Below are 23,523 nucleotides of genomic sequence, written 5' to 3'. Positions count from 1 at the left end.
GGGATTTCTTTTGAATAAGGAGTTATTATGGGCAAATCTGTTGGTGATGTTTCTTGTATTTCATTTTTTATACAGGGGAATGAGAAAGTTAAATGGCTGTATTTTTTTTCAGGAATCCAATCAGATGACAGTTGTATATGCCATCATAACGGCTTTATTCGAAATTAAAAAAATGGATTTTTCCATTTTTCAAGACATAGAATATAGTGCTGCCTTTGTCTTATTGTATTCGATTCCTCTTTTGATCATTGTAGGAGGTACTTATTTTAATCTGAGGAAAAAATCAATGATTGTTTATGATATTTCAAAAGGGAGAATCGTTCAAGTGTTAAAGGATGTATTCCTAAGATATCGTATGGTGTTGGAGCAAGAAAGTGGGGAAGATCTTAAATTTCAAGTAAAAGAGCAAGATGTGACGGTAAAACTTTCTGCGGGAAACTTTGATCCAAATAAATGGACGATCGAAATTAACAAATATCGCAGGCTTTTAGATTTTGAATTGATCATGGAGGACATAAAAAATGCAATATATGAAAAAGAAGAGCAGAGAAAAAGATATCGAGGAATAATGGATATTTGTCTTGGTATTGCTGTTTTTATTGGCTTGGCATGGTTCCATCTTAAATTTTAAAAATGCTTTCCTTAGATGTAGCGTAATATAGTATTTTGCATATCTTCTGTAGGAATGAAGAAAATATCTACAGGAGGTGGTATGTAGAATGTTACAACTAACACAAAAAGAAAGAATGCTGTTGGAGGATCAGAAGAATCATGAGGAATTGTGCATCAAAAAATATCTGAAGTATGCCAATGAAGCGCAAGATGTACAACTGAAGCAACTGTTTACGTATTATGCCAGTGTAGAGCAGGAGCATTTGAGCACGGTGACTCAAATTTTGGCGGGACAAGTGCCCAATACATCTTCACAGCAAGGTGGACAGCAAAAGAAGCAACAACAGAATCAACAGAGCTTTACAGGAAATACAGCTTATAATGAAAATGACATTGCTCTGTGTAAGGATGCCTTGACCACAGAAAAATATGTTTCTTCCACCTACGATACTACTATATTTGAGTGTGCAGACAAGAATGTGAGACAAGTGTTGAATCATATACAGAAAGAAGAACAAGAGCATGGAGAAGGACTTTTCAACTACATAAAAAGCAAAGGAGCATATAAGCTGCAATAAAAAAGGCACACCACGTGTGCTTCGCTAGGGGAACTTAGTTCCCCTTCGACGGCTGCAAAGCAGCTTCCTGAGGACCCCTCTGACTGCGGCATGGGAATACTTCCCCTGCACCCCTGTTTTTTTATAGTATAAGAAAGTATACTTTCTTATACTATAAAAAAGGCGGTAGATTTCGATCTACCGTCTTTTTAGAATAGGATGTTTTAACTAGATGAATTCTAAAGATAATTTGATGATAAAGCCCAAGGAAACAATTAAAAAGATGGGTTTGATGAGCTTAGCACCGTTTTTGATGGCTAGTTTTGTACCTACCAGAGCACCAAGAATCATGGATATGGCCAATGGAATACCTATTGCATAGATGACCTTTCCATGAAGGGCAAATACGATAAAGGACGAAATTCCGCTGAAAGCGTTTAACACCTTGCCATTGCCACAGCTTACCAGGAAATCAAAACCCAAAAAGGTGATAAATGAGAAAATAAGGAAAGATCCTGTTCCAGGACCAAAAAAACCATCATAAAATCCCAGTATAAAAGCAATGGAACATCCAATCAATATGTTTTTGCGAGTCATTCCAGAAAATTCATCGGTACTGCCCAAATCCTTTTTTAGCACTGTGTAGAGGCAGACGACGGCAAGCAGGACTAAAATGATACCGCTTAATATTTTTTGGTCAATCATAAGTACTGTGTTTACACCCAATGCAGCACCGACAATCGTGCATGGAATCATATACTTTAGCATGGGGATATGTATCTTTTTAGATTGTATAAAGCCGATAGAACTGGAGACGGTTCCAAACATGGCGCCAAATTTATTGGTACCTAAAGCAAAATGAGGAGGTATACCAAAGGCAAAGAGTGCAGGAATACTGATTAGCCCACCGCCACCAGCAATAGAGTCGATAAATTGGGCTAAAAATCCAAAAAAACATAAATAAATGATTTTAAGATCCATAAAGATTAGTCCTCCGTAAATTTAGATTTCAAAAATATTTTAACCGATTCCCTAATAAATGTCACGTAAAAGGTTAACTGTGCAATTTGAAGAGACAGCTGCCATAGGTTGGCGAGTGAAAAAATTTCCTATGTTAACAATAACTACAAAGGGCAGAAATAGAGGAAACGAAAGGCTGCTGACGAATTAATAGAGTTATGAAAAGAAGGCTTGAAGGGTGGGGGCTGTTATTCAATCACAGATAGAAGCATTAAAAAAATGGGAACAAAAGATTCGAGAGAATATTTTATTTAAGGAGTATGTTCTACGAAAGATCAAAAGAGAAGAACTTCAATATGAAGGTAAGATTAAAATATTTGAACAGGCTGGAGAGATATACAAGGAAGATATTGAAGCGTTAAAGGCAGCATTTGACGCCATGAAAGATAGGAATACAAGGCTTGTTGTGGAATTGGAGCGTGAGAAAATCCTAATGGAAGAGGCTTTGGAAGAAATCCATGGTAAACTTGATCATTTGAAAAGGGAATGGGCAAGTATATAGTGATTTCAAAATAAGCCATCATTTCAAAAATCCATATTCATTGAATTACTCGACATGTACGGAGCAGGCTAACTGCTCCTATTTTATTTTTACTATTCATTGAATTTCTAAATAAGTGTTATAATAGAAGAATGTAAAGAGTGAAAAGCAGCCAAAGGAGGTTTGCCAGATTGAAAAATCCTGAAATTGCTTATAGAAGAAAACAGAAACATTATGGATGGTTACATAAAAGACAACATCAAGCAGCAAATAAAATCAGTAAGATTAGGCTAATAGTTTCCTTGGTGGGTATTATCATTGGCGTGATTCTTTTTAGCATGGGTAAGAATTCCATGGCTGTTTTAGGATTGGTAGTTACTCTATGTTTGTTTGTCCCTTTGGTAATTTGTCATAAAAAGATGAAGAGAAAAAGTAGATATTCAGAGGTTCTTTGGAAGATGAATGAGGAAGCGATTCTTCGAATAACTGGTAAATGGCATGCCTTCGCCGATAAAGGGCAAGATTTTCGGAATGAAGCGCATCCCTATGCAGAAGACTTGGACGTGTTTGGGGATGGATCCTTATTTCAATGGATCAACACAGCCTTAACTGTTTTAGGGAGAAAAAAGCTAGCGGAATTCTTGGCCAATCCATCTAAAGAACTGGAGAAAATCCGAGATCGTCAAGGAGCTATTAAAGAATTAGCGAATCTACTTCGATGGAGGCAGCGGTTTGCTGCTGAGGCTCACTTGGCCGCTGATGAAATTTTCAATCCAGAACCTTTGGTTCAATGGCTGAAATCATCAAATACAACATATGGGAAAAAATGGTTGCAAATTCTCATGTGTATTTTGCCTGGGATGACAATGTTGCTTGGATGGCATAGCTTCGTCAATCAGGCAATATCTTACAGATATTTCATTGCTGCGGTTGGTATACACTTGATGATATTGAAAATAGGAAGAAAGGAAAGGGAAGCGATATTTCGTACGGTCTATCGATATAAAAACGATATAGGCATTTACATGGGAATGATTACATGGATTGAACAGCAGGAATTTGAAAGTCCATATTTAAATAGAGTAAAAGCTCAAATGATCAATGAGAGAAAAGAACTGCCATCAAAGCAAATCAAAAGATTCTTTCAAGTTGTAGAAATTTTTTCCCAACGATATAATGCCGTATTTCTTCTGATAAATATACTATTTCTATGGGATTATCATAGCCTGTGGAAGTTAGAACGCTGGAAAGATGAATCTGGTCGATACTTTGATCAGTGGTTGAATGGCATTGGAGAAATAGAAGCTCTTGCAAGCTTATCGATTATAGGGTATGATCATCCCGATTGGGCCCTTCCTGAAATACTAAGCGGAGAACCAGTACTCTTGGCCCAGGAAATGGGGCACCCATTATTAACGCAGAAATGTATAAGGAATGATTTCAAAATAAAAAGACCTACCAGTGTGCTATTGATCACGGGTTCAAATATGTCGGGAAAGAGTACATTTCTCAGAAGCGCAGGGGTGAACCTTGTTCTTGCTTATGCAGGAACACCTGTTTATGCCAGGGGATTTCAATGCGCTATCATGGAGGTTCATACCTGCATGCGAGTTCACGACGATCTAGGACAAAGCATTTCCTCGTTCTATGCTGAGTTGCTGCGAATCAGAAAAATCATAGATGCTGTGAAGAAAGAGAAACCTGTATTTTTCTTATTGGATGAAATCTTTAAGGGGACAAACTCCCATGATCGGCATTTGGGTGCGAAAGCCTTAATCAAGCAGTTGATCCAGGGAAAAACCATGGGACTTGTATCAACCCATGATTTAGAGCTTGGAGATCTGGAGCAGGAAACCCAGGGGGCAGTACAGAATTTTCATTTTAAAGAGTATTATGAGGAGAACGAACTTCGTTTTGATTATAAGCTGCGGTCTGGTATCTCTACCACTAGAAATGCCATGTATCTCATAAAAATGGCGGGTATTGATGTGGACAATAAAAATATATAAAAAACTGCTGTGATATTCAGCAGTTTTTTTTCATATATATGGGGTATAGAAGTTTTTTAAGACAAGCATGAAAATGAAGTAGAAGATGTTTCTGCTGGGTGTATGGAATTCAAAGGAACTAGGGGTGGAACACGAATGGATGATGTCTTTCAAGTTGAAGATATTAAGGAAAAATCCATAGAATTGATGGTAAAAAGCATCGAAAAAATAAATAGTTCTTCTATGGATACAGTAAAAAATGACCTTATCAACAATATAAGAGGAATCCATGAAAAATATAAGAAGAGGATGGAACTTCTTCGATGGCAGATGGCACAGATCCAAGGAGAAAAGGAAGCCTATCGTTTAAAGAATATTGAATTAAAGCAAAAACTCCATGATTTGGAGTTGGAAAACCAAAGGCTATTAAGCCTTTCACAAAATGATGGCTTAACTGGAGTTCCCAATCGTAGGAGATTGGATGAGTACTTGAGCATAGAGTGGATGCGTGAGAGAAGAGAGGCATCCTATCTGTCTCTACTCATCATTGATATAGACTATTTCAAAGAATACAATGATCATTATGGACATTTAGAGGGTGACCAGTGCCTGATACAGGTAGCGAATGCACTAAAAGGAACCCTAAAAAGACCTGGTGACCTCCTTGCTAGATATGGGGGAGACGAATTTATGGCTGTCTTGCCCAATACAGATTCGATTGGGGCCCTATTGATGGCTGAAGAGATGAGGAGAGAAATAGAAAAGCTAGAAATCATCCATCAATACTCGAGTATCAGTAATGTTGTAAGTATTACTGTAGGGGTTGCTACAGTCTTACCAAGTGGACATACGTCCGTGGAAGACCTTGTTCATATGGCGGATAGTGCCCTATACCAAGCCAAGAAAAAGGGGCGAAATCAGATCGTTTCATTAACATAATAGGGATTTACAGGGATGGACAAGGCTATGCTTATCATACTTTATATAGGGCTAGAGAGTTACTTTACAATTAGGTATGTACCTAATAGCAGAAAAAGAATTCCGAATAGTTTACAGAGATAGAGACATTGTTGTTTTAAAATAAACGCATCTACGATCAAACCACTAACAATCTGAGAAGCGACAATAATGGTAAGGGTATTAGCTACTCCAAGTTTTGGAATTGCCTTAATACCCATATAGACAATCAGCGTGCCAAATATTCCGCCAATGAGCCATAGAGGTTCTACATGGATAATCTTTTTGTACTCATGGATAGTTCCTTTCAGCAGATTTGCGACTAAAATAACTAGCAAGCCTGTGATTAGGTTGTGAAGTGTAGCGATTTTGGGTGAAACAATCCGCCCCAGTTTCACGTTGATGGTCGCTTCGATGGTTGTAAAGAACCCTGCCAGAATGGCAAAGAGAATAGGAATGATTTTGCCCATGGAATGATCCCCTTTCTACTCTTTTAATATATATGCAAAACACTAGTAAAAGAATAGAAAAATTTATTACACAAAAGAACATCCTTCCTATATGCTGAAGTTTTAGGTATAAGAAGGATGCTTTGTTAATCTAGTGGACATAGCGTCCATGATCAGGGATCGCAAGTTCATCAAAATCTTTAGCCAAGGCATCCAATTGTTCTGATAAATTTTTACCATACATAGGCTGGCCATGACCAGTAATAACTATCTTTGGATGGAGTGCTCTCAGTTTTTCTACAGACCGCCAAGCTTCTTTCCAATCCGTGGTGAAATAAGCAGGAGGCCCGTGAACCTCTTTTTCCTGGGTTAACACTGCCCACGCCGATTCCTGTTTTACGGTGGTAAAAGCATCTCCTGCGATCAAAACACCGTCCTGATCTCTGAAAAGGGAAACATGACCAGGTGTATGACCGGGGGTATGGATCCAACGCCAGTCAGTCATAAAGGGAATAGTGCCGTCAGAAGGCAGTGGCTTCACCCGATTTCCTAAATCTATAGCTTTTCGAGGGTAGATGGATGAGATTCGTGCCATCAGTCCGCCGCCAACACTGGGATCTGGAGGTGGATAATCCGATTGACCTGTCAAGTAGGGCAACTCAAATGCATGAGCATAAACAGGAACATCCCAATGTACTGCAAGTTCTTTTACGGCCCCAACGTGGTCAAAATGGCCATGGGTTAGAATAATAGCCTGGGGCGTTGAAGCTGATCCAAAACGCTCTGCAGAAGCTTCTAGGATACGTTCCATGGAATCGACCATACCTGCATCAACTAGGACCCATTTATTGAAACGGTCATGGGGATTACCAATGAAGCAGAGATTGACCATCAAAAGTGTCATGGTCCATACATCTGGTGCTAGCAATAAACCTGAACCGCTGGCATCTACCTTTTCATGTACTTGGTTTTCTACCATAGCAGAAGCTCCTTTCTATTTTTTGAGGTTAACGATGTTATTATGTGTGATTCACCAAGGGGATATTCTGCTTTTTAGGAACTGAGATATCTTTGTAGAGTGAAAAAATATTGTATTTTTTTGAGAACTGTGATATAGTATTATTCAAATATCATATGTGAGTGTTAAAGGGGAGTAACTACCCGTTCAGGGAGATAAAGTCAACAATCGATAGCTTGGGCTGTCTGGCTTTGTCCTTTGTTTCTAGAAGATGTAAGACCTTTAACATAATTCCACCATTCTTGGTAGAATTATGTTAAAGGTCTTTTATTACTAAGGAGGTGATAATAGGTATACACTATAAATAAAAATGCTAAACAATAAATTTAAATAAAATGATAGGAGGAAAAAAATATGATACCTTTTTTTGATCCAACATTTATATTGCTAATCCCAGCCATCATATTGGCCATGATAGCTCAAGGCAGGGTGCAAGCAGCTTATAGCAAATATTCAAGATACAGCTCACGATATGGTATAACTGGTGCTGAATTGGCCAGTAGACTCCTGCGAGATCAACGGATAGGAGATGTACGCATTGAGATGGTTTCAGGTCATATGACAGATCATTATGATCCGAGACAAAAGGTGCTTAGACTTTCCAGGGATATTTATCACGGAACATCCCTTGCAGCATTAGGAATTGCTGCCCATGAAGTAGGGCATGCAGTGCAACATAACGAAGGCTATGCCATGTTGAGCTTGAGAAATATGATCTTTCCTTTGGCGAGCATTGGTTCTCAAGCTGCATTACCTCTTTTATTCCTAGGTTTAATCCTGGGTTCTCAATCGTTGGCCTCCATAGGAATATTCGTTTTCATGTTTGCCGTAGCATTTCAGGTAATCACACTGCCTGTTGAATACAATGCCAGCAGCAGAGCATTAGCAATGTTGGCAGATGGTGCATATGTTACTGTCGAGGAAGAAAAACCTATTAAGAAGGTCTTAAATGCTGCCGCCTTAACCTATGTGGCGGCTACAGCTATGGCTGTAATGCAACTCTTAAGACTACTGATGATTTCTGGATTCTTGGGAAGGCGAGATGATTAGGAAATCTTCATATGGTAAAAGGAAAAGCGTCTAGGAAATAGATCTGGACGCTTTTGTCTTTTAAAACCATAGACTACCCTCTCAAAAATATAGGTTTGAGTATAGAAGAAAGGGAAGAAAAGGGGATTTTAAATACGGGTAATTGAGATTCTGTGGGCGCAATTTGGTGGAAACCAAAAAAGATGACCACATGACCATTTTCAAGATAAAACGGTTGATCTTCAGCAATGCCCTTAAACTGCTCTGGGGTGCCAGCAAAATATTTATCTCTGTTTGCCTGGAGCTGCTGTTTGATCTGCTGGTTGATGACTTCTTTATAGTTGGATCCTTCTCGGAACAAATCTTCAATGGAAAGAGATTTTCCTGTTAGGAGGCTGTAATTATAGGGTACTTTAATATATGAATGCTTTCCTTGAATGCGTTCGTAATATAGGATATTTATGCTAAGGATAGAAGCCTTGTTGTAGGTAACTGAATAAATATTTGAGGCGATATATGGAATAACAGCTTTCCCTTTTTTCTTGGCTTCGGCGGCATTGTCTTTCGCTGCCTCTTCCATTCCTTTTTTGAATTCTAGAATATCATCTTCAACTTGTTTGTTGATATTACTTTGAATCTGAGGATTGGATAAACCTTGCGCAACTGGGATTTTTAAATCTAAAGTGATAGCAGTGGTGTCGCTTTTAATTGTTTTTGTCTTGAATGTTACAGGATTTTCAGGAATATCACTGCGATATAGGTCAGAATTTGTTTCAGCCATATGATAAGCCATGCACAAAGGATAACCATGACAATGATATTGGCAAGATCGGAACATGGAACTCCCCCTTTTTTAGTTTTTTAATACCGTATATATAGGAATTTTCTATCTATAACAATATTATGTAGCAGAGCATGTATAAGTTCTTACTATGTCGTGATGGGTAAATAGGCATTCTTAGATTGTAGCAGAATATGATCAGACAACAGATTTACAAAACGAAGGGAGATAAAATCGATATGATAAAAGAATTTGAAGGTGTTTATCCTCATTTAGATACGAAAAGCTTTATAGCCGATGGTGCCCAGGTGATTGGATCGGTGACGATGAAAGAATTCAGCAGTGTTTGGTTTAATACGGTGGTAAGGGGCGATGTGAATCGTATTGAGATTGGGAATTATACCAATGTTCAAGACAATAGTGTTGTTCATGTGGCCGACGAACATCCTACCATTATTGGTGATTATGTAACCATAGGCCACAATGCCATCATCCATGGTTGTACTATAGAAGATCATTGTTTGATCGGAATGGGAGCCATTGTGCTGAATGGTGCTGTGATTGGAAAGGGGAGCATTGTTGCGGCTGGTGCTTTGGTAAGAGAGAATCAAGTAATTCCTCCAAATTCACTGGTTGTGGGCATGCCAGGAAAAGTAATAAAGACAATAGAAAGTTTGGATACGATTCATGCCCAAGCATTAAAGTATAAAACCCTATGGACAGAACGCTATGGCATCATTCCAAATGCAGGTGGCGAGCGTTATCAAGGAGAGAAAATTGTTTAGAATATAAACGTATAAAAAACATGCAGCGGCTTTTATATCGCTGCATGTTTTTTTACTCTTTGTCTTAAAACCTCTGCAATCGGATAATAGTCAAACGAATAGGGGTAGAAGGCTATATGGAGCTCTATCTGGGCTAATATTTGTTCTGTTTCTGATAAAATTACTGCACCATTCTTGGATCTTTCGATCAGATGGCTAAACTCACTTTGAGACATAGATATATAAGGGTGATGCATGGGAAATCAGCTCCTCCATAAAGGATATATAAGACATTAGAGATCAATGAGGTAGCGGTCTATAGGTAAAAGTAGCGACGACTCTTGCTGAAATATTGATTTGACCAGGTTGAATAGGTGTGATTCCTTCCGCTGCTTTAAGCAGCTGTCTATCTTCGAATGGGATAGGTTGGCTGGATTCTTCCACAACATGAACAGGCATCTTAGATACAATTGCTCTGATGCTTTGTCCGATGACGCTAGCTTTATTGATGGCATCGTTGATTGCCAGCGTAAGTGCCTGTTTATAGTATCTTGATGGATCAGCGGTTGAGAAAACAATATTGTTAATGATATTGGCGCCGTTGGCTACAGCTCCATCGATGACCGTACCGATCCGATCTATGTTTCGAATGGTGACTAAGAGCATGTGTACAACACGATAATTCCTAAATATTTGGCGTCCTTCCACATAGTCATATTGGGGATCGATGGTATAAGATTGGGTTTGAATATCCTTCTGTGGAATACCTGCCCCTATCAGTCCTTGGATTACCCTGTTTACTATTTGGGTATTTTGCTCTTGTGCCAGTTTAAGCTCTTGATTTTCGGTAGATACGCCAAGGGAGACAGATGCCATATCAGGAGTTACTTGGACATCTGCAGTACCAACTACTTTAAGTTGATAAGGAAACTGACGGAACATCTGAGAGATATGGGAAGGAACATTCGGTGTGCCATAATTTAAAGGAACAGATAGCATAGTTTTCATCCTTTCATATAAATTGATGCATAATTTATCATATGTGCAAACTGATGAATTGGAGACTATTGGGATGGAAGATAAACTGCAAGAATAGATAGAAGATTTTTAAAACAATATTTACTTTCCCATGGAAGCTTTATATAATATTAACTAGGCATGTACTATCATTTTCAAAGATTGAAACAATCCTTCCAGGATTGTTTTTTGATTATACTTTAGAATGAATTATGTTGAGGGGGAAAATTATGATATATTTTAGAGAAGCATTGGTCATGGCAATAAAAAAGCTTTTATCCTTTGATCCTGAGTTGTATGGTATCGTATTTCTTTCATTGAAGATATCGACGATAGCTGTCATTCTTAGCGCAGTGATAGGTATTCCCATCGGTGCAGTCATAGCACTGAAGGATTTCAAAGGAAAGAATATTGTGGTAAACGTGATCAATACCCTAATGGGTATACCACCAGTGGTGGTAGGTCTCATTGTATACATACTTCTATCAAATCAATTCGGAATTCTAGGAAATTTAAGACTATTGTTCAGCCAAACTGCTATGGTCATCGCTCAGGTCATGCTAGCAGTACCGATCATTATGGGGCTTACCATTGTTGCAATCCATGGATTAAATCCCCTTTTAAGAAGCACTGCCATCAGCTTAGGAGCTAACCGCTTTCAGCTGATATGGACCCTGATTGGGGAGGCACGTTATTCTATTGGATCATCTATTATTGTTGCTTTTGGAAGGCTGTTGGCAGAAGTAGGAGCGGTGATGATGGTGGGAGGAAACATACGGTTTCAGACAAGGGTGATGACAACGGCTATTGCACTACATAAAGGAATGGGAGAATTTCAAGAAGCCCTTGCGCTAGGTATTATATTATTATTTTTATCCCTTCTGATCACTTCGGGAATTGATATGATCCGCCGCGGAAAGGTGTGGATGTAATATGGAGAGTATTTTCAAAATTAACAACTTGATGAAGCAGTTTAAAGGAAAAACAGTATTGAGTATTGATGAGCTTAATATTCAGAGAGGTGCTGTCACTGCAATTATAGGACCCAGTGGCGCTGGCAAAAGTACTTTGTTATCCATCTTGAACGGACTTACGACCCCTGATGGTGGAAAAATCTTATTTGAGGATCAAGATATTTCAGGCGGCATCAAGCATGGGGATTATAACCGAAGATCCATGGCTATGGTGTTTCAAAATGCTGTAATGTTTCAGGGAACTGTTTTCGAAAACATTGCCTATGGGTTAAAGCTTCGAGGGATGCCTGAGCATGAGGTAAAGGTGCGAGTAAACGAAGTTTTAGAGCTGATCGGGCTAAAGGAGATTGCCTATCAGAAGGCAGAGACAATTTCAGGTGGAGAAGCCCAGCGAATTGCTTTGGCTAGGGCTATGGTGTTCAAACCTAAGGTGTTGTTTCTCGATGAACCCACGGCAAATCTTGATCCAGCCAATGTGACCCAAATTGAAAAGCTGATTGTCCATGCAAAGGAGCACTATGGCACGACGGTAATTTTAGTAACGCATAATATGTTTCAGGCTAAAAGGCTGGCAAATTATACGGTTTTTATGATGAATGGCAGTATTGTTGAGTATGGGAGCAATGAAGAGGTTTTTGCAAATCCAAGTAACGAAAAGACAAAATTATTTATTTCAGGTGAAATGATTTATTGATACTAAAGTTAAATATGATTCTGTTGTTTTGCCAAACCAGTACATCTAAGTACTGGTTTTATTTTTCTGAATTAGAGAAAATTGAAAATTATTTTTCGACTTTACTTAACATATATTGACATTGATAGAAGGATTGTATAAAATTCAATTAGCTGAGAGTAAGCGATTACTTACCACGGAGGTAAAAAATGGAAGCTTTATTGCATAGAAAAGAGAGCATTATCCTTACTGCGGTTGAGATCATCCATGAATTGGGAATTCAAGGCCTGTCAACGAGAGAAATTGCAAGGAGGCAAGAAATCTCTGAGGGAGCAATCTTTAAGCATTTTAAGAATAAAAATGAAATACTTCTAGGTGTGCTAGAACACTATTCCCAATATGATACGGATATTATAGAGTCCATCGCTATGAAAAGCTTAAAACCGATTGAGGCAATTAAATATTTTGTGCGGGCCTATGCAGAGTATTATGAAAACTATCCAGCGATTACTGCAATTGCGCAAGCTTATGATGTGTTTTCTTGCGATCCCAAACTGGCATGGAAAATTAAAGACATATTTGATATTCGCAATCAATTTATAGTAAAGATGGTAGGGGAAGCTCAAGCAGCGGGAGAAATCTTGCCCCATGTAAATATTGAAAACTTATCAGATGTTATTGTAGGACTCTGTAATTCCATATGTCTTAAGTGGAGGTTGAATCATTTCAACTTTTCATTGAAAGAAAGAACTCTTTCAACATTAGAGATGATTTTAAGTGCATTTTTCCCTGTACACGAATAAGAATTTTATGAAAGGTGAGTGATGTACAATGGCAAAAGTGATGATTGTTGATGATGCAGCGTTTATGAGAATGTCATTGAGAATAATGCTGGAGAAAAATGGGTTTGAGATTTTGGCTGAGGCTGAAAATGGTGATATGGCGATTAGCATGTATAAAGAATTGAGGCCAGACATTGTAACCATGGATATTACCATGCCCGATATGGGTGGTATCGATGCCTTAAAAGCGATTCGGCAATTGGACCCAAAGGCAAAGATTGTAATGATTTCTGCTATGGGACAAGAATCCATGGTGAGGGATGCGGTGATGAATGGAGCAAAATCTTTTGTTGTAAAACCATTTAAAGAAGATCAAGTTGTTCAAACTTTAAATAAAGTATTAGCTTTATAAAGCAAAAGGCGAGGTGAAATGAGTGTCCAATCCGTATCTTCATGAGCCAATGATTGAAATGTATGTTTTTGAAACGTCACAGCTGATTGAACAGCTTGAAAAATCCATATTGAGCAGTGAAAAAACAAATTCATATACATTGGATAGGATTAATGAGATCTTTAGAATTATGCATACCATCAAGGGCTCGTCGGCCATGATGCTCTTTAATAGCATTGCTGAGTTAGCCCATACCATAGAAGATCTTTTCTTTTTAATCCGAGAGGAAAGGCCATCGAATTTGGATTACGCTGCTATATCGGATTTGGTACTGGACAGTGTGGATTTTATAAAAGTAGAGCTTGAAAAAATTAAGAATGGAGATGACGTGGACGGAGAGGCTGGGGGACTCATCGATAGCATTCATCATTTTCTTGGCAAGCTGAAGAAAAAAAATGACCTTCAGGATGAAGTAGAAGAACAGGAAAAACCGTTAATTACAGCGCAACAATATTACATAAGCCAGCATAAGATACAGGCCCAATTTCCTAGACATACATATAAAGCAGTAATTCGCTTTGAAGATGGGTGTGAAATGGAAAATATACGTGCCTATACTGTAATTCATAGTCTTAAGGAGATTACCGAGAATTTTCATTTTACGCCAGAGGATATTAGCGACAACGATGATAGCATTCAAACCATTCGAGAAGAAGGATTCAGAATTCTGTTAAAGACAGACAGAAGCTACGATGAGATGTATGACTTCTTTATGCAGACGGTTTTTCTAAAGGACTTGGAACTTATTGAACTAGATCAAGATGATGAATTTCAGTTGCTAGAAAAAGAAAAAAAGGAAAATACCCTCCAAGGGTCGGTCATTCAGAACCAGCAGAGTGAAGGGGAGAGCAGAAAAGACCTCCAAGCTTCTTCCCATCAAAGTATGATCAGTGTAAATGTAGGAAAACTGGACAAATTGATGGATTTGGTTGGGGAAATGGTGATCGCAGAAGCTATGGTTACCCAGAATCCAGATTTGAAAGGCTTGGAATTAGATAATTTTCAGAAAGCAGCCAGGCAGCTAAGAAAAATTACTAGTGAACTACAGGATATGGTGATGTCTATCCGAATGGTTCCCTTGGCTACTACTTTTCATAAGATGCATCGAATTGTTCGGGATATGTGCAAGAAATTGAATAAGGAAGTGGATTTGGAGATCATAGGGGAAGAGACAGAGGTTGATAAAAATATTATTGAGCATATTTCCGATCCATTGATGCACTTGGTACGAAATGCCATTGATCATGGTATTGAATTTCCAAAAGAAAGAAGAGAAAAGGGAAAAGAACGTCAAGGAATCATTACCTTAGAAGCAAAAAATGCAGGTAGTGAAGTATTGATTGTGATCAGGGATGATGGAAAAGGATTAAATAAGGAGAAAATTCTCAAAAAGGCGATTGATAATGGTATCCTTTATAAGCCTGAGCAGGAAATGACGGACAAAGAGATATATGGTTTGATTTTTTTACCGGGTTTTTCTACGAAGGATAGTGTTACAGAGTTTAGCGGTAGAGGCGTCGGGATGGATGTGGTTGTAAAGAATATAGAAGCAGTAGGTGGTGCTGTATCCGTAGACAGCATACCCAATGAGGGCACCATCATCACGCTAAAGATTCCTCTGACTCTGGCAATCATTGATGGAATGAATATCAATGTGGGTAGATCTTATTATACAATTCCTACAACTTTGATTAAAGAGTCCTTTCGAGCAAAAGAGAGCGATATTATTACAAGTCCAGATGGCAACGAGATGATGATGGTAAGAGGGCAATGCTATCCAATTTTAAGGCTCCATGAGATTTATAAAGTAAGAACGGATGTCACCCATATATCAGAGGGCATCATTGTAATGGTAGGAGATGGAGAGAAGACGTATTGTATCTTCGCTGATGAACTAATTGGGCAACAGCAGGTAGTGGTGAAAGGATTACCTAACTATATAAAAAATCTAAAGAAAATAAGGGGATTAGCAGGGTGTACTCTCTTAGGAGATGGCAGTATCAGCTTAATATTGGATGTAGCAGGTCTAATTGACTAGTGGCATCGTGTTCAAGATGGATAGAAGGGATTGAAGATAATGGAGAAGGATGTATTCGAGCAACTGAGAGAGGAATTGCATATGGTATTAGACGAAAGAAACAAAGGGCAGATGCTGAAAATTAGTCAGGCTTTAGACGTTGAGATATCCAAATTCTTGAAGCATGAGATGGTGGTGTATGAGCAAGCGGTGAAGGTATTGCCAAAACTGAAGTGATCAAATGATATGAAAGGAGTTAAGGCTATGGCTGATGTAGTAGTACAGGAACTGTTGGATCAGGAAGATACTCAGAGAGGAAAATATCTTACATTTGCATTAGGAAATGAATTTTATGGCATTGAAATCAAATATGTTACCGAGATCATAGGTGTACAACCCATCACAGAAATTCCAGAACTACCGGAATACATTCGTGGGATCATCAATCTAAGGGGAAAAATTATTCCTGTGATGGATGTGCGATTACGATTTAAAAAACCCTTTAAGGAGTATAATGATCGCACTTGCGTGATTGTGATAGATATTAAGGATATATCCATTGGACTTATTATCGATAGTGTATCAGAAGTGTTATCCATATCTGATGAAGAAATTGTTCCTCCCCCTGATATCCATAAGGGTGGAAATAAATACATCAAAGGCATTGGAAAAGTGGGAAGTGATGTGAAATTGATTCTGGACTGTGACAAGCTTCTCAACGATGATGACATTGAAAATTTAGAAAGTATACAATAAGGGGGAAAAAGAATGAAATGGTTTAGTAATTTAAAAATTAGAGTAAAGCTTATTTCTTGCTTTATAGTACTGGCGATTTTTACAGCAGCGGTAGGTGTGATTGGCATTACGAATATGGACAAGATCAATACCCGGGGAGATGATATGTATTATAGCAACTTCATACCTTCCATGAACTTGGCAAACATTCAGACCGCATTACAAAATGTACGGGCCAATCAGCTTTTGGCTGTTTATGAAAGAGATCCTAATAAATTACAATTGAGGATAGATGAAATCAATCGGCTTGTTGAGCAAACCAATACATTGTTAACTCACTATGAAACGCTCATTGAAAATGACGGAGAAAATCGTCAACTGTATAATAATGTTAAGGATGCCTTAGTGCTTTATCGAAACGTACGAAACGAAAATCTTGAGTTGATCAAAGCTGGAAGATATGATGAAGCACTGGCAGCGTTGAGTGGTGTTACAGAAGCCCGAGTAAAGGTTGATGAAGAACTGCAAAAACTTATTGATTACAACACAAAAATTGCAGAGGAAAGTGCAAAGCAAAACACAGTAGATTATCAAAATCAATCCAAGGTGATGATTGCAATCATTGTGGCAGGAATCGCACTTGCCTTGGGACTTGGATTGATGGTAGCTTCCATGATTAGTAAACCACTGAACCAAATTGTAGGTGTGGCCAATCAGATTGCCGATGGAAATCTGGATGTAGCAGTTGATGTGGATTCTAAAGATGAAGTAGGGATGTTGGCCAATGCATTTCGTGTGATGACGGATAACTTAAACGATGTCATGTCTAATATCAGTACTGCTTCAGAACAGGTAGCATCGGGTTCTAAACAGGTTTCTGAATCCAGCATGGAGCTTTCTCAAGGAGCCACAGAACAAGCAAGCTCCATTGAAGAGCTAACGGCTTCCATCGAAGAAATTGCTTCCCAAACCAGATTAAACGCTGAAAACGCAACACAAGCCAATGGATTGGCAGAAACTGCAAAAGAAAATGCAGCGAAAGGCAATGAGCAAATGAAGCAGATGCTAAAAGCTATGGATGAAATCAATGATTCTTCCAGTAATATTTCTAAAATTATCAAAGTGATTGACGAGATCGCTTTCCAAACCAATATTCTTGCCTTAAATGCGGCTGTAGAGGCAGCCAGGGCTGGACAGCATGGAAAGGGCTTTGCCGTGGTAGCTGAGGAAGTAAGAAATCTAGCAGCAAGGTCTGCCAATGCAGCGAAGGAAACAACAGCGATGATTGAAGGCTCTATTAAGAAGGTAGAAGGTGGAACGAAGATTGCCAATGAAACGGCAGATGCCTTGAATAAAATTGTCGAGGGGATTGCCAAGGTGGCTGGTTTGGTTAATGATATTGCAATTGCATCTAATGAACAGGCTTCTGGTATCGCCCAGATTAATCAAGGGGTATCCCAGATTTCCCAGGTTGTACAAGCTAACTCTGCTACCTCAGAGGAAACGGCAGCAGCCAGTGAGGAACTGTCTAGCCAAGCAGTAATGTTAAATGACCAAGTTAGCAGATTTAATCTGAAGAAAAAGAATCGTTCCTCCTATAGAGGGGCGGAAGAAATGAATCCTGAAGTCCTCAGAATGTTGGAACATATGTCGGAGAAAAAAAGAAACAATACATATACTTATGATGATGATAAAGCTGAAGCTGCTGCCACCAGTGCAAAGTCTAAAATCATGCTAAGTGACAGGGAATTCGGTAAATATTAGTAGAAATTTGGATGGAGAGGGGCTGCAGCTCCTCTTCAATCCTAAAGAAAAGTAGGCGGACATAATGATTACGATTACCACAAAAGAGTTTAAACAACTGGCAGACTATATCAAAGTGAATTATGGTATCCATCTAAAGGAAGAAAAGCGGTCTTTGATTACTGGTAGATTACACCATGTATTAATCAGTAAGAATTTTAGAAGTTTCACTGAATACTATGATTATATTGTCGCTGATAAAGCAGGACATGCAGTTGCAACATTAATCGATAAGATTACTACAAATCATACTTTTTTCATGCGAGAAACGGATCACTTTTATTTTTTGAGAGATAAAGTACTGCCTTATCTGGTAGGTACAGCGAAGGATAAGGATCTAAGAATCTGGAGTGCAGGCTGTTCTTCTGGAGAAGAACCATATACGTTAGCCATGATATTGGATGAATTTCTAGGAAAAGAAAAGGTTTGGTGGGACACAAAGATATTGGCAACAGACATATCAAATAGTGTATTGGACACGGCCCAAAAGGGTATCTATAGCAATGAAGGAATTGCTTCCCTTCCTGCCCAGTGGAAAAACAGCTATTTTAAGAAACTTAACAATGAAAATTCTGTCCTGATTGATATGATTAGGAATGAAGTGATATATAGAAAGTTTAATCTGATGGAGGAGGTATTCCCCTTCAAGCGAAAGTTCCATGTGATTTTTTGCAGAAACGTTATGATCTATTTCGACAATAAGACAAAAAACGATTTGGTAGATAAATTTTATGATGCCATGGAGTACGGAGGTTATCTATTTATCGGACACTCAGAATCTTTAAATCGTGACGCAACCAAATTCAAGTACATCATGCCCGCTGTGTATAGGAAGGAGTAGTTTCCATGGGTCTAGGAAAAAGAATAAAGGTTTTGGTGGTAGATGATAGTTTAGTATTTAGAGAAGTATTGTCTCGAGGAATTGCTTCGGATCCAGCCATTGAAGTGGTGGCTACTGCAGTAGATCCATTTGATGCCAGAGATAAGATTTTAAAATATAAGCCAGATGTCATGACCTGTGATGTAGAAATGCCGAAAATGAATGGCATCGAATTTATTCGAAGATTGCTTCCTCAATATTCTTTACCTGTGATTGTGGTGAGTACGGTCAGTGAGGCTGTATTTGATGCTATGAATGGAGGCGCTGTAGATTTTGTGACTAAACCTGATGTGAAATCAGTGAAAAGTGTGGAAGCTTTCATTGAGGATTTGATTACGAAGATCAAGATAGCTTCAGATGCAAAAATATCATGTGCCAACCTTAATGAAACCAGAAGTATTATATCGGCCAATACCAGTGGAAACACAAAGAAAATCATTGCCATTGGAGCATCTACAGGAGGAACAGAGGCTATTTATAATATATTGAAGCTGTTGCCGTCCAATTTACCCGGTATTGTAATTACCCAGCATATTCCACCTGTCTTCTCGAAAATGTTTGCCGATCGATTGAATAACTCCACAGTGTTTTCAGCGAAAGAAGCCCAAACAGGGGATTTTGTAAAGCCAGGCTGTGTATTGGTTGCTCCAGGGGATCAACATATGAGAGTTATTAAAATAGGAGATACTTACAAGGTAGAGTGCTTTCGAGGGGAGAAAGTAAATGGACACTGTCCATCCGTAGATGTTCTCTTCGATTCTGTAGCGAAAGCGGCTGGCGCTCAAGCGATTGGGATCATCCTGACGGGTATGGGATATGATGGGGGAAAAGGTTTGCTGGCCATGAAGAGAAGGGGTGCTAGGACCATTGGCCAGGATGAGGCTACTTCAGTAGTATACGGTATGCCAAGGATTGCATATAATCTAGGGGCGGTAGAAAAGCAGGCATCATTAGGGCATATTCCTAAATTGTTATGTGGGATGATTGATTAGGTGACTCATTTTGACTTAGAAGAAAGAGGTATTGAGGAATGGATGAGAAAAATTTACAAGAAAATTATAATGAGTTCTTTCTGGCAACCTTAACTAGCATAGGTGATGGTGTTGTTGCTACGGATTTATCTGGCAAAATTACTTATATCAATCTATCGGCAGAGGAACTGATTGGCTGGAAGTCTGAAGAAGCAATAGGCTCATTTTTTGATGATGTGTTTCATTTGATCCATTCCCACACAAAGGATTGGTTACCAAGCCCTGTGCAGAAGGTGCTGCAATCAGGAATACCGGAGGGACTCCGAAAACATACCGTGCTTCTTTTGAAAAATGGATCCAGAAAATATATTTCCGCCAGTTGTGCACCTATTAAGGATTTCAAAGGAACTATGACGGGAGTTGTTGTTGTCTTTCGGGATATCACCCGAATTGTGGAGGTTGAGGAAGAATTAAGGACAGAGCGGAATAATCTGGATGTTGCCTTTGAGGCATCCCCTGTAGGGATGGTCATTTTAAATTGTGACCGGATTGTAAAAAGGGCAAATAAAGCTTTTCTAAAAATGGTGAACAGAAGTAGCCACAGTATCGAGGGACTTAGGTTTGGAGAAGGCATTCAATGTCCCAATAATGTTCAGAAGGGCTGTGGATTGAGTATTCAATGCTGTCTTTGTGAAATTAAGCGGAATGTTGATCAGGTATTGACTACAGGAATATCAAATAATGGGATCGAGTTAAAATTTCCCATATACACAAGTGGTATAGGGCGGACACCTTGGTACAAAATACATTGCATTCCCATTATGCTTATGGGTGAAAGACACATTATGCTTGTGATAGAAGATATTAGCTATGAGAAGTTTAAAGAAGAAAGACTCATTCAGTCCATTGAGTATAGTGAAAGACTATTGGAAAATCTTCCTATTATGATATGGCGGGCTGACCGTGATAGAAAAACAGGTTACGTGAATAAAGGTTGGCTTGAGTTTACTGGGATGACACTAGAGCAGGTATTAGATGTAGGATGGATCAGAGCGTTTCACCCTAAAGATATACAGAAATGCTCAGAGATATATTTCGATGCATTCCGTAGACGTGTCCCTTTTGAAATGGAGCATCGCATGCGCAGATATGATGGAGAGTATAGATGGTGCGTTAGCGTAGGTACACCCTTTTACGATCTAAATGATGAGTTTGCAGGCTTTATAGGAGCTGTATATGACATCACAGAGCGGATGCTGGCAGAAGCACAAATCAAAGAGAGTAAGGAAAAATATCATTCATTATTTCGAAATATGTTAAATGGTTTTAGCTATAATAAACTTTTATTTGATAAAGATGGAGAATTAATCGATTATGAAATTCTTGAGATAAACGATGCCTATGAAAGAATGACAGGATTTAAGAAAGAAGATGTGGTCGGCAAAAAGGCATCCGAAGTGTTTAATGAAAAAATAAGTCCAGAGCGCCTTGAATTATGCAGAAGAATTGCGCTAGATGGGGAGACGCTGCTGCAAGAGGATATATATTCACCTAAATATGATAAGTGGCTGACCACAGCTTTTTACAGCCCACAAAAAGGGTATTTCGCTACCATGTTCTATGATTCCACTGAACGAGTTATGGTAAACGCTGAGTTACGTGCAAGCAGAGCAAAATATCAAACATTGCTGATGAATATGAACAATGGCTTTGGATATTTTAAGGTTATAAAGGACGAAAACAATCATCCTGTAGATGCCATTTGTATTGAAATCAATGAAGCTTTTGAGAATTTAATGGGAATGAATAGAGACATGGCCCTAGACAAAAGCATTTTTGAAGCCTGTCTCTATTCAAAAGAAATCATGAAGGAGTTCTTTGAACTTTTGGTCCAATTTGCAATCTCAGGAGAAAGTCTGAGCATCCAACAATACTATTTCAAGCATACAGGCAAATACTGTTCCTTATATATCTATAGCCCAGAAGCGGATTATGCCGCCATGGTATTGACAGATATTAGCGAAGAAAGAAGCATTACTCAAGCCATGAGGGATGCCAAGGAGCAGGCAGAAGCTGCAAATCAAGCGAAGAGTGAATTTTTAGCAAACATGAGCCATGAGATTCGTACGCCATTAAATGGTATTGTAGGAATGATTGACCTCACCTTGTTGACGAATTTGGACCATGAACAGCAGGACAATTTGCTGACGGCAAAGACTTGTGCGGACTCTTTATTGAAGGTAATCAACGATATTTTGGATTTTTCAAAAATGGAGGCAGGTAAGCTTGTTTTAGAAAACATCAATTTTGATATCAAAGCATTGGTGGAAGAGATTATCAAAACCCATGCTGTCCATGCAGCAGATAAGGGAATTGAGCTAAACTACTCCTTTTCATCCAGCATACCCCAGTATCTGGTTGGGGATCCTAGTCGACTGCGACAAGTTTTAAATAACCTTGTGAACAATGCCATCAAGTTTACGGAGCGTGGAGAAGTATCCTTGGCAGTGAAAAAAGGATTAACCATAAACGATGAGGTAGAATTAAGATTTATGGTAAGCGATACGGGCATCGGGATTTCCCCTGAGAATATGAATAGACTCTTTAAAACCTTTAGCCAAGTAGATAGCTCCATAACCAGAAAATTTGGTGGAACTGGGCTGGGACTTGTGATCTCAAAACAGCTTGTGGAGATTATGGGAGGAACGATGATGGCTATAAGTGAAGTGGACAAGGGAAGCCGTTTCTATTTTGATATAAGATATAGAATTGGGGCAAAGACTGGTATAGGGAAAGTTAAAACAGACGAAATCCAACAGACTACCAAATCCTTGGATATTTTATTGGTGGAGGATGATAAGATCAATCAAATCGTTTTAACCACAATGCTGCAGAAAAGAGGACATACAGTACAGATTGCCAATAATGGATTGGAAGCTCTAAAAATATTTGCAGAAAATAAATATGATATTATATTGATGGATATTCAGATGCCCATCATGGATGGCATAGAGGCTACAAAATGTATTCGAGAGCGAGAGGAAGGTAACTCACATATTACGATTATCGCATTAACAGCCCATGCATTAAAAGGAGATCGGGAAAGATTTCTATCTATTGGCATGGATGGATATATTTCAAAGCCTGTGCAGATGGAGGAGCTCTTTCAAACCATAGAGCTTTTATTGAACCGGAATAAGGAAGTGTTAAAAATTGCAATAGATTCATCAGAGCTTGGATATACTGAAAGAAATATTTATGACGAACATAAGAAGAATGTTACAAAGGAAGAACAAGTACGGGTTTTAAAGGAAATCGAAAAGCATGTTATAGAAGTTGAAACTGTCATACGAATGAACGAATTGTCACAAATGGAGAGTATTGCTCGGAAAATCAGAGATCTGGCTAATGAAATCGAAATGGATGACATCAAAAATCTAGCATTTAAGATTCAGCTGTATTCCAGGCGTGGAGATCTTGAAGGCGCCATCGACTATGCATTACAAATGGTGGATGAGTTTAAAATTATTAAAAAAACTGTTTATAAATTAAAGGAGGACTAAG

The 23,523-nt window shown here is 38.7% G+C and carries 25 protein-coding genes; 19 read left to right on the top strand and 6 right to left on the bottom strand.

What is annotated here, in order from left to right:
• Positions 1–10: 10 nt before the first annotated feature.
• Together HNQ80_RS11375 and HNQ80_RS11370 are read left to right on the top strand one after the other, a co-directional pair.
• Complete coding sequence (locus tag HNQ80_RS11375; RefSeq protein WP_184310779.1) at positions 11–631, top strand: hypothetical protein; 621 nt, start codon at positions 11–13, stop codon at positions 629–631.
• Positions 632–719: 88 nt separating this feature from the next.
• Positions 720–1,190 (top strand): spore coat protein, encoded by a 471-nt coding sequence (locus tag HNQ80_RS11370; RefSeq protein WP_184310778.1) that lies wholly within the window; start codon positions 720–722, stop codon positions 1,188–1,190.
• A 207-nt stretch (positions 1,191–1,397) separates the two neighbouring features.
• On the opposite strand, the gene HNQ80_RS11365 is transcribed toward HNQ80_RS11370, so the two are convergent.
• Positions 1,398–2,150, bottom strand: coding sequence for a TSUP family transporter (locus HNQ80_RS11365; protein ID WP_184310777.1), 753 nt, complete (start codon positions 2,148–2,150; stop codon positions 1,398–1,400).
• Positions 2,151–2,367: 217 nt separating this feature from the next.
• On the opposite strand from HNQ80_RS11365, the gene HNQ80_RS11360 reads away from it, so the two are divergent.
• From HNQ80_RS11360 to HNQ80_RS11350, 3 genes are all read left to right on the top strand, one after another.
• Positions 2,368–2,691, top strand: a complete 324-nt coding sequence (locus HNQ80_RS11360) for a hypothetical protein (RefSeq protein ID WP_184310776.1) — start codon at positions 2,368–2,370, stop codon at positions 2,689–2,691.
• Positions 2,692–2,861: 170 nt separating this feature from the next.
• Positions 2,862–4,679 (top strand): MutS family DNA mismatch repair protein, encoded by a 1,818-nt coding sequence (locus tag HNQ80_RS11355; RefSeq protein WP_184310775.1) that lies wholly within the window; start codon positions 2,862–2,864, stop codon positions 4,677–4,679.
• Between the two features lie 135 nt (positions 4,680–4,814).
• On the top strand, positions 4,815–5,597 hold the full coding sequence (locus HNQ80_RS11350; RefSeq protein WP_184310774.1) for a diguanylate cyclase: 783 nt from the start codon (positions 4,815–4,817) through the stop codon (positions 5,595–5,597).
• A gap of 59 nt (positions 5,598–5,656) precedes the next feature.
• Here the strand turns inward: HNQ80_RS11350 and HNQ80_RS11345 are convergent, their stop codons facing one another.
• Entirely contained in the window at positions 5,657–6,085 is a 429-nt protein-coding gene (locus HNQ80_RS11345; RefSeq protein ID WP_184310773.1) for a DMT family transporter, read from the bottom strand.
• Between the two features lie 130 nt (positions 6,086–6,215).
• Positions 6,216–6,956 carry an MBL fold metallo-hydrolase gene (locus HNQ80_RS11340; RefSeq protein WP_279288987.1) on the bottom strand — a complete coding sequence of 247 codons (741 nt, stop codon included), beginning with the start codon at positions 6,954–6,956 and terminating at the stop codon, positions 6,216–6,218.
• Between HNQ80_RS11340 and HNQ80_RS25910 the strand changes: the two genes are divergently transcribed.
• Together HNQ80_RS25910 and HNQ80_RS11335 are read left to right on the top strand one after the other, a co-directional pair.
• Positions 6,937–7,128: a hypothetical protein gene (locus tag HNQ80_RS25910; protein ID WP_243183197.1), complete on the top strand. Its 192-nt coding sequence runs from the start codon at positions 6,937–6,939 to the stop codon at positions 7,126–7,128. The genes HNQ80_RS11340 and HNQ80_RS25910 overlap by 20 nt on opposite strands.
• Positions 7,129–7,436: 308 nt before the next feature.
• A complete protein-coding gene (locus HNQ80_RS11335; RefSeq protein WP_184310771.1) occupies positions 7,437–8,132 on the top strand; it encodes a zinc metallopeptidase in 696 nt (231 codons plus the stop codon).
• 73 nt (positions 8,133–8,205) lie between these two features.
• On the opposite strand, the gene HNQ80_RS11330 is transcribed toward HNQ80_RS11335, so the two are convergent.
• Complete coding sequence (locus HNQ80_RS11330) at positions 8,206–8,892, bottom strand: DUF3298 and DUF4163 domain-containing protein (protein ID WP_184310770.1); 687 nt, start codon at positions 8,890–8,892, stop codon at positions 8,206–8,208.
• Positions 8,893–9,086: 194 nt separating this feature from the next.
• Here HNQ80_RS11330 and HNQ80_RS11325 point away from each other — a divergent pair, with 194 nt between their 5' ends.
• On the top strand, positions 9,087–9,677 hold the full coding sequence (locus HNQ80_RS11325) for a gamma carbonic anhydrase family protein (protein WP_243183196.1): 591 nt from the start codon (positions 9,087–9,089) through the stop codon (positions 9,675–9,677).
• A gap of 32 nt (positions 9,678–9,709) precedes the next feature.
• Here the strand turns inward: HNQ80_RS11325 and HNQ80_RS11320 are convergent, their stop codons facing one another.
• A complete protein-coding gene (locus HNQ80_RS11320) occupies positions 9,710–9,892 on the bottom strand; it encodes a hypothetical protein (protein WP_207726978.1) in 183 nt (60 codons plus the stop codon).
• Between the two features lie 64 nt (positions 9,893–9,956).
• Complete coding sequence (locus HNQ80_RS11315; protein WP_184310767.1) at positions 9,957–10,655, bottom strand: SIMPL domain-containing protein; 699 nt, start codon at positions 10,653–10,655, stop codon at positions 9,957–9,959.
• A 248-nt stretch (positions 10,656–10,903) separates the two neighbouring features.
• On the opposite strand from HNQ80_RS11315, the gene HNQ80_RS11310 reads away from it, so the two are divergent.
• The 11 genes from HNQ80_RS11310 to HNQ80_RS11260 all read left to right on the top strand — a co-directional run bounded on the left by HNQ80_RS11310 (position 10,904) and on the right by HNQ80_RS11260 (position 23,522).
• Positions 10,904–11,605, top strand: a complete 702-nt coding sequence (locus HNQ80_RS11310) for an ABC transporter permease (RefSeq protein WP_184310766.1) — start codon at positions 10,904–10,906, stop codon at positions 11,603–11,605.
• A 31-nt stretch (positions 11,606–11,636) separates the two neighbouring features.
• The gene (locus HNQ80_RS11305; RefSeq protein WP_207726977.1) at positions 11,637–12,341 is read left to right on the top strand and encodes an ABC transporter ATP-binding protein; all 705 of its coding nucleotides are present in this window, start codon (positions 11,637–11,639) and stop codon (positions 12,339–12,341) included.
• A gap of 188 nt (positions 12,342–12,529) precedes the next feature.
• Positions 12,530–13,123, top strand: coding sequence for a TetR/AcrR family transcriptional regulator (locus HNQ80_RS11300; RefSeq protein WP_184310764.1), 594 nt, complete (start codon positions 12,530–12,532; stop codon positions 13,121–13,123).
• Positions 13,124–13,151: 28 nt separating this feature from the next.
• Positions 13,152–13,514 carry a response regulator gene (locus tag HNQ80_RS11295; protein WP_184310763.1) on the top strand — a complete coding sequence of 121 codons (363 nt, stop codon included), beginning with the start codon at positions 13,152–13,154 and terminating at the stop codon, positions 13,512–13,514.
• A gap of 22 nt (positions 13,515–13,536) precedes the next feature.
• The gene (locus tag HNQ80_RS11290) at positions 13,537–15,591 is read left to right on the top strand and encodes a chemotaxis protein CheW (RefSeq protein WP_184310762.1); all 2,055 of its coding nucleotides are present in this window, start codon (positions 13,537–13,539) and stop codon (positions 15,589–15,591) included.
• Positions 15,592–15,630: 39 nt separating this feature from the next.
• Positions 15,631–15,807, top strand: a complete 177-nt coding sequence (locus HNQ80_RS11285; protein WP_184310761.1) for a hypothetical protein — start codon at positions 15,631–15,633, stop codon at positions 15,805–15,807.
• Positions 15,808–15,834: 27 nt separating this feature from the next.
• Complete coding sequence (locus tag HNQ80_RS11280) at positions 15,835–16,326, top strand: chemotaxis protein CheW (protein WP_184310760.1); 492 nt, start codon at positions 15,835–15,837, stop codon at positions 16,324–16,326.
• A gap of 12 nt (positions 16,327–16,338) precedes the next feature.
• The gene (locus HNQ80_RS11275; RefSeq protein WP_184310759.1) at positions 16,339–18,069 is read left to right on the top strand and encodes a methyl-accepting chemotaxis protein; all 1,731 of its coding nucleotides are present in this window, start codon (positions 16,339–16,341) and stop codon (positions 18,067–18,069) included.
• 64 nt (positions 18,070–18,133) lie between these two features.
• Positions 18,134–18,949, top strand: a complete 816-nt coding sequence (locus HNQ80_RS11270; protein ID WP_184310758.1) for a CheR family methyltransferase — start codon at positions 18,134–18,136, stop codon at positions 18,947–18,949.
• Between the two features lie 5 nt (positions 18,950–18,954).
• Positions 18,955–19,980, top strand: coding sequence for a protein-glutamate methylesterase/protein-glutamine glutaminase (locus tag HNQ80_RS11265; RefSeq protein WP_184310757.1), 1,026 nt, complete (start codon positions 18,955–18,957; stop codon positions 19,978–19,980).
• 38 nt (positions 19,981–20,018) lie between these two features.
• Positions 20,019–23,522, top strand: coding sequence for a PAS domain S-box protein (locus tag HNQ80_RS11260; protein WP_184310756.1), 3,504 nt, complete (start codon positions 20,019–20,021; stop codon positions 23,520–23,522).
• The last annotated feature ends 1 nt before the right edge of the window (position 23,523 follow it).

The sequence above is a fragment of the Anaerosolibacter carboniphilus genome, assembly GCF_014205875.1.
Lineage (GTDB): Bacteria > Bacillota > Clostridia > Peptostreptococcales > Thermotaleaceae > Anaerosolibacter > Anaerosolibacter carboniphilus.
This window is presented reverse-complemented; position numbering and strand designations above follow the sequence as displayed.

Coding starts and splice junctions, on each gene's coding strand:
- HNQ80_RS11260 (WP_184310756.1), top strand. CDS start 20,019: ATGGATGAGAAAAATTTACAAGAAAATTATAATGAGTTCTTTCTGGCA.
- HNQ80_RS11330 (WP_184310770.1), bottom strand. CDS start 8,892: ATGGCTGAAACAAATTCTGACCTATATCGCAGTGATATTCCTGAAAAT.
- HNQ80_RS11365 (WP_184310777.1), bottom strand. CDS start 2,150: ATGGATCTTAAAATCATTTATTTATGTTTTTTTGGATTTTTAGCCCAA.
- HNQ80_RS25910 (WP_243183197.1), top strand. CDS start 6,937: ATGAAGCAGAGATTGACCATCAAAAGTGTCATGGTCCATACATCTGGT.
- HNQ80_RS11300 (WP_184310764.1), top strand. CDS start 12,530: ATGGAAGCTTTATTGCATAGAAAAGAGAGCATTATCCTTACTGCGGTT.
- HNQ80_RS11320 (WP_207726978.1), bottom strand. CDS start 9,892: ATGTCTCAAAGTGAGTTTAGCCATCTGATCGAAAGATCCAAGAATGGT.
- HNQ80_RS11265 (WP_184310757.1), top strand. CDS start 18,955: ATGGGTCTAGGAAAAAGAATAAAGGTTTTGGTGGTAGATGATAGTTTA.
- HNQ80_RS11275 (WP_184310759.1), top strand. CDS start 16,339: ATGAAATGGTTTAGTAATTTAAAAATTAGAGTAAAGCTTATTTCTTGC.
- HNQ80_RS11270 (WP_184310758.1), top strand. CDS start 18,134: ATGATTACGATTACCACAAAAGAGTTTAAACAACTGGCAGACTATATC.
- HNQ80_RS11295 (WP_184310763.1), top strand. CDS start 13,152: ATGGCAAAAGTGATGATTGTTGATGATGCAGCGTTTATGAGAATGTCA.
- HNQ80_RS11305 (WP_207726977.1), top strand. CDS start 11,637: ATGAAGCAGTTTAAAGGAAAAACAGTATTGAGTATTGATGAGCTTAAT.
- HNQ80_RS11335 (WP_184310771.1), top strand. CDS start 7,437: ATGATACCTTTTTTTGATCCAACATTTATATTGCTAATCCCAGCCATC.
- HNQ80_RS11285 (WP_184310761.1), top strand. CDS start 15,631: ATGGAGAAGGATGTATTCGAGCAACTGAGAGAGGAATTGCATATGGTA.
- HNQ80_RS11345 (WP_184310773.1), bottom strand. CDS start 6,085: ATGGGCAAAATCATTCCTATTCTCTTTGCCATTCTGGCAGGGTTCTTT.
- HNQ80_RS11370 (WP_184310778.1), top strand. CDS start 720: ATGTTACAACTAACACAAAAAGAAAGAATGCTGTTGGAGGATCAGAAG.
- HNQ80_RS11315 (WP_184310767.1), bottom strand. CDS start 10,655: ATGCTATCTGTTCCTTTAAATTATGGCACACCGAATGTTCCTTCCCAT.
- HNQ80_RS11350 (WP_184310774.1), top strand. CDS start 4,815: ATGGATGATGTCTTTCAAGTTGAAGATATTAAGGAAAAATCCATAGAA.
- HNQ80_RS11325 (WP_243183196.1), top strand. CDS start 9,087: ATGATCAGACAACAGATTTACAAAACGAAGGGAGATAAAATCGATATG.
- HNQ80_RS11280 (WP_184310760.1), top strand. CDS start 15,835: ATGGCTGATGTAGTAGTACAGGAACTGTTGGATCAGGAAGATACTCAG.
- HNQ80_RS11310 (WP_184310766.1), top strand. CDS start 10,904: ATGATATATTTTAGAGAAGCATTGGTCATGGCAATAAAAAAGCTTTTA.
- HNQ80_RS11340 (WP_279288987.1), bottom strand. CDS start 6,956: ATGGTCAATCTCTGCTTCATTGGTAATCCCCATGACCGTTTCAATAAA.